General features: G+C 70.9%; 5 protein-coding genes. 3 read left to right on the top strand and 2 right to left on the bottom strand.

Annotated features, from left to right (window positions below):
- Together epsC and cysK are read right to left on the bottom strand one after the other, a co-directional pair.
- Positions 1-413: serine O-acetyltransferase EpsC (epsC, locus tag NQ160_RS19640; protein ID WP_257516796.1), on the bottom strand; the 413-nt coding region annotated here is incomplete at its 3' end.
- Between the two features lie 127 nt (positions 414-540).
- Positions 541-1,479, bottom strand: coding sequence for a cysteine synthase A (gene cysK / locus NQ160_RS19635; RefSeq protein ID WP_257516795.1), 939 nt, complete (start codon positions 1,477-1,479; stop codon positions 541-543).
- A 116-nt stretch (positions 1,480-1,595) separates the two neighbouring features.
- Between cysK and prmC the strand changes: the two genes are divergently transcribed.
- From prmC to NQ160_RS19620, 3 genes are all read left to right on the top strand, one after another.
- Entirely contained in the window at positions 1,596-2,483 is an 888-nt protein-coding gene (prmC, locus tag NQ160_RS19630; RefSeq protein ID WP_257516794.1) for a peptide chain release factor N(5)-glutamine methyltransferase, read from the top strand.
- 67 nt (positions 2,484-2,550) lie between these two features.
- Positions 2,551-3,261 carry an L-threonylcarbamoyladenylate synthase gene (locus NQ160_RS19625; RefSeq protein WP_257516793.1) on the top strand — a complete coding sequence of 237 codons (711 nt, stop codon included), beginning with the start codon at positions 2,551-2,553 and terminating at the stop codon, positions 3,259-3,261.
- Positions 3,258-4,261, top strand: a 1,004-nt coding sequence (locus NQ160_RS19620) for an MraY family glycosyltransferase (protein ID WP_257516792.1), incomplete at its 3' end; no start/stop codon positions are given. The genes NQ160_RS19625 and NQ160_RS19620, both read left to right, overlap by 4 nt.

Here is a 4,261-nt window from a genome sequence, read left to right as displayed (position 1 = left end):
ACCTTCGCACCGGCGCCCACCAGCACGCGATCCCCGAGGGTGGGATGCCGCTTGCCCCCGTTGCGCGTCCGGCCGCCGAGCGTGACCCCGTGGTAGAGCAGCACGTCGTCGCCGATCTCGGCGGTCTCGCCGATCACCACGCCCATTCCGTGGTCGATGAAGCACCGGCGCCCGATGCGGGCCCCGGGGTGGATCTCGATGCCCGTGAGCCACCGCGTGAGCTGTGAGAGACCACGGGCGGGAAGGCGAAGGCCGCGCACCCACAGGGCATGGGCGACGCGGTGCGACCACACGGCGTGAAGGCCCGGATACAGCAGCGCGATCTCGAGCCCGTTGCGGGCGGCGGGGTCGCGCAGCCGCGCGGCGGCGATGTCCTCACGCACCCGGCCGACCAGCCCGATCAGGCTCCGCATCGGCGCGCTCACGCGCTCGCCTTCCGCGCGGGAACCGAATCGGGGAGAGGGGCCATGCCGTGCACGCGCACCTGCTTTCTGGGAATGATGACGGCCCGGGCGGCGCTGCCGCCCGGGCCGGAGGGGCTCAGTCTTCGCGCAGATCCTCGTACAGCGCGGTGGAGAGGTACCGCTCGCCGTACGAGGGGATCACCACGACGATGTTCTTGCCCTCCGCCTCGGGGCGTGCGGCGACCTGCAGCGCGGCCCAGAGCGCGGCGCCCGAAGAGATGCCGACGAGGATGCCGTCCTTGACACCGAGCTCGCGCGCGGTGGCGATGGCGTCGGTGAACTCCACGTCGATGACCTCGTCGATGACGCTCTGATCCAGAAGCGCCGGAATGAAGTTCGGTCCGATGCCCTGGATCTTGTGCGGGCCTGCCGTGCCCTTGGTCAGCAGCGGCGAGTCGGCCGGCTCGACGGCGACGATCTTCGCCTCGGGAACGCGCTCGCGCAGCACCTGGCCGACGCCGGTGATGGTGCCGCCCGTGCCGATGCCGGCGACGAAGTAGTCGACCTTGCCGTCGGTGTCGCGCAGGATCTCCTCGGCGGTCGTCTTGCGGTGGATCTCGGGGTTCGCCGCGTTCTCGAACTGGCGTGCGAGCACGGCGCCGGGGGTCTCGGCGACGATCTCCTGGGCCTTGGCGACCGCACCCTTCATGCCGCCGGCGGGCTCGGTGAGCACCAGCTCCGCGCCGTAGGCCTTCAGCAGCAGGCGCCGCTCCATCGACATCGACGACGGCATCGCCAGGATCACCCGGTACCCGCGGGCAGCGCCCACCATGGCCAGCGCGATGCCGGTGTTGCCGCTGGTCGCCTCGACGATCGTGCCGCCCGGCGGCAGCTCGCCCGACGCCTCGGCAGCGTCGACGATCGCGATCGCGATACGGTCCTTCACGCTCGAGGCGGGGTTGTAGAACTCCAGCTTGGCGAGCACCGTGCCCGGAAGGCCCTCGGTGATGCCGTTGAGCTTGACGAGCGGCGTATTTCCGAATGCGCTCGTGATGTCGGGGTGGATTCCGGACATGGTCTGCCTTTCGTGCGAGTCGGGGAGGCCTCACAGGCGGGCGGAGGTCCTGAGTCCAGCCTATGGGGCGCTTCGGGGGTCGGGCCTTTTGTGACGGTCTAGGCTGGATGCCGCTCATGCCCCATCCCCACCCTGAACCCGCACCCGCGCGCATCGCCGAGACGCTGCGCGCCGCCACCGACCTGCTGCAGCGCGCCGGGGTGGCATCCGCCGACGTCGATGCGCAGCTGCTGCTGGCGCACGTTCTGGGGGTGGGTCGCGGTGAGCTGCACGCCGCGGCCGTGCGCGGCGACACCGTGTCCGCAGGGCACGCCGGCGTCTTCGCCGACCTGCTCGAGCGCCGCGCCGCCCGCGAGCCCCTGCAGCACCTGACGGGCCTGGCCCCCTTCCGCCATCTGGAGGTCAAGGTCGGCCCCGGGGTCTTCGTGCCGCGCCCCGAGACCGAAACGGTCGCCCAGATCGCGATCGACGCCCTCTCGGCCGCCGCCGGGCCGACCCCGGTCGCCGTGGACCTCGGCACCGGCAGCGGCGCCATCGCGCTGGCGCTGGCGACCGAGGTGCCGCACGCCCGCGTGTACGCGGCCGAGAACTCCGTCGACGCCTTCGTGTGGGCGAAGGAGAACTTCCGCGCCGTGGGTGCCCCGAACGCGAGCATCGCGTTCGTCGACCTCGCCGAGGCCTTCCCCGAGCTCGACGGCACCGTTTCCGTGGTCGTTTCCAACCCGCCCTACGTCCCCGAAGGGGCGATCCCGCGCGACCCGGAGGTGCGCGACTGGGACCCGCCTGCCGCGCTCTACGGGGGAGCGGACGGCCTCGACGTGGTGCGCGTGATCAGCGGCGTCGCGAGCCGTCTGCTGCATGCAGGGGGGACTCTCGTGCTCGAGCACGGCGAGTGGCAGGGAGATCCGATCCGCGAGCTGCTCACGGCGGACGGCTGGCGCGCGACGGCCACCCACCAGGACCTCACTCTGCGGGACCGCGCCACCACGGCCGTCCGGCCCTGAGCGTCGGCGCACCACCCGGGAGGGCGCTGACAGCACTTTGAAGGCGCCCCGATAGACTGACACGGCCATGTCACCCGTATTCGACAGCCGCGACGAGACGCAGCTGCTTCCCGGCCTGCGTCAGGCACGCCAGGCGATCGCCCGCGGCGAGCTCATCGTGATCCCCACCGACACCGTCTATGGGGTCGCCGCCGACGCCTTCAGCCCGGCCGCCGTGGCGCGACTGCTGGCGGCGAAGGGCCGGGGGCGCCAGTCGCCGCCACCGGTGCTCGTACCCGGTGTCTCGACGCTTCGGGCCCTGGCGGCCGAGATCCCCGAGCCCGTCGAGCGCCTGGTCGAGGAATTCTGGCCCGGAGGGCTGACCATCGTGCTGCCGTCGCAGCCGTCGCTGGCGTGGGATCTGGGCGACACGTTCGGAACGGTCGCCGTGCGCATGCCCGCCGACCGCATCGCCCTGGAGATGCTCGAGGAGTGCGGTCCGCTGGCGGTGTCCAGCGCCAACCGCACCGGCAAGGCGGCCGCCGTCGCGATCGACGAGGCCGTCGACATGCTCGGCGACACTGTGGCGGTGTATCTGGATGCCGGCACGCGCGAGACCGGCATCCCCTCCACCATCGTCGACGCGACCGGGCTCGTGGGGGAGGGCGACGGTATCGTGCGCGTCCTTCGTGACGGCGCCGTCTCGCGCTCCCGGCTGCGGGACGTGCTCGGCGAGCTGCTCGAAGCCGACCCCGACCAGGCGGACGGCGCCGCTGCGGCGGCCGGCGGCGGCGCGTGAAACAGTACGTCTTCATCGTCATCCTCACCGCGGCACTGACGCTGGTGCTGTCGTGGGCGGTATGGCGACTGAGTCTGCGATACAAGCTGTATCCGGCCATCCGCGAGCGCGACGTGCACAAGACGCCGACCCCCCGTCTCGGCGGCATCGCGATGTACCTCGCGATCATGGCGGCCTTCGCCGTCTCGGCCATGCACCCCGATCCCCGCTTCGGCAGCTTCTGGTCGGGCCCGGCGCCCTGGGCCGTGCTCGCCGCCACGACGCTCATCGTCCTCGTAGGCGTCGCCGACGATCTCTGGGACCTGGACTGGACCATCAAGCTCGGGGCGCAGTTCCTCGCCGCCGGCATCGTCGCCTGGTTCGGCGAGCTGCAGATCTACACCCTGCCCATCGGCGGCATCACCGGATTCTCCAGCACCGTCAGCTTCGTGCTGACGATCTTCTCCATCGTCATCGTCATGAACGCCGTCAACTTCATCGACGGTCTCGACGGTCTGGTCGCCGGGGTCGCGCTCATCGCCAACCTGGTCTTCTTCGCTTACGCCTACCTGCTCATGCGCGACATGGGTTCGGCGACCTACTTCACGATGGCGTCGTTCATCGCCGCCGTGCTCATCGGCGCCTGCATCGGGTTCCTCCCGTTCAACTGGAACCCCGCGAAGATGTTCATGGGCGACTCCGGTGCCCTCATGATCGGGCTGCTGATGGCCTGCTCTGCCGTATCGATCACCGGCTCGCTCGACCCCGCTCTGCTGGGCGACCCCGACCAGTTCGGCCGCTCCCAGCTGCTGGGTGCGTTCATCCCGATCCTCCTCCCGATGGTCGTCGTGCTGCTGCCGCTGCTCGATTTCGGCATGGCGGTGCTGCGGCGCATGCGCGCCGGCAAGTCCCCGTTCTCACCCGACCGCAAGCACCTGCACCACCGCATGCTCGACATGGGCCACTCCGACCGCGACGCCGTGCTGATCTTCTACGCCTGGACGGCGGTGGTCAGCCTCGC

Source organism: Microbacterium sp. zg.Y909 (assembly GCF_024626565.1).
Note: the sequence above shows the minus strand (reverse complement) of the source record. Positions and strands in the feature narration are given on the sequence as shown.